Raw genomic sequence first — 1308 nt, 5'->3', positions numbered from 1 at the left:
TTTTACTAATTTTATTAAAAATCAACTTCATTTCAATTACTATCGCAACTTCTTCAGCTGAAAGAGGAAAAATTCTTGATCAAAATGGTGTAATACTAGCTACAAATAAGAAAGTTAAGTCTCTATATTGCACTTCTAATGATGAAAAACTATCGAATAAAGATACATCAAACACATTAGCTTTTTTCAATCAATTTTCAAACGAGTTTCAACATGACATTTCTACAGAGGACATAAAATCTCAATTACAACAATCCTCTAATAAGCAGACTATGAATGAAATATCCTTATACTCTGATATAAATGAAAATGAAATTTCATTCATAAACAAGAATAAACCTAAAAATGTAGTGATCAAAGACGAATTCATTCGATATTACCCAAAGAACGAAATTGCTTCACAAGTAATTGGGTATGTAGAAAATGACCTTAATTCTAAAAATGTACCCGTTGGAAAAAGCGGGATTGAACTGCAATATGAAAATGATTTAAAAGGAAAACCCGGAAAAACTCTTATTTTTAAAATGAATAATAAAAAGTTCTTATGGAACATGCAACAAGTACAAAAAGGAAAAGATGTCCGGCTAGCTTTAGACTCTAAGTTGCAGCAAAAAACAGAGGAGGCATTAAGATCTCAAATCAAGAAAATAACTGATGTTAATGCTGGTTACGTTGTGGTAACCGATGTGAAAACTGGCGCAATTTTAACTATGGCCAACTCAGCAGTGTTTGATCCAAATACATTATATGAACAAGTATCATCTAAAAAAGAAAACATCAAATCACTTTCGCAAAATAAAGCAATTCAAAAATTAAAGTATGGTGAATCTTATGTAAATATGGCCTCTACTATAAAGCCACTTACTATTTTAATTGGATTAAACGAAAAACTTTTTCAACCTGAAGATACTTATTTAGATAAAGGTACTTTTCAGTATGATAATCAAAATAACATTACGAATGCACCTGGAACGCCAACAGGTGAGATTACACCGAGGCAGGCTATCATTAATTCATCTAACACATTTATGACAGCCAAAGTAGCTCTACCCTTATTCAACCAAAATAATGGGAATATAGAAAAAGTTGCACATATATGGACAGAGTATTTAAAGCAATTTGGCCTTCGTTCTAAAACCGGGGTTGATTTACCTTTTGAAGAAGACGGGCAATATGAATTTCATCCAACAAACAAGTTTGAAAATGGTATCTCCGCCTTATTAAATGCCTCTTGGGGAGGAAATGAAGTACACACTCCTCTTCAACTTGCTCAATATGCAGCAACTTTGGCAAGTAAAGGTGATAAAT

At 32.0% G+C, this 1308-nt stretch carries 1 protein-coding gene; it reads left to right on the top strand.

Annotated elements, in window-relative coordinates; translation table 11 throughout:
- Positions 1 to 1308, top strand: a 1308-nt coding sequence (locus MR155_RS31120; protein WP_242312108.1) for a peptidoglycan D,D-transpeptidase FtsI family protein, incomplete at both ends; no start/stop codon positions are given.

It is taken from the genome of Bacillus cereus group sp. BfR-BA-01331 (genome assembly GCF_022663915.1).
GTDB lineage: Bacteria > Bacillota > Bacilli > Bacillales > Bacillaceae_G > Bacillus_A > Bacillus_A mycoides.
This window is presented reverse-complemented; position numbering and strand designations above follow the sequence as displayed.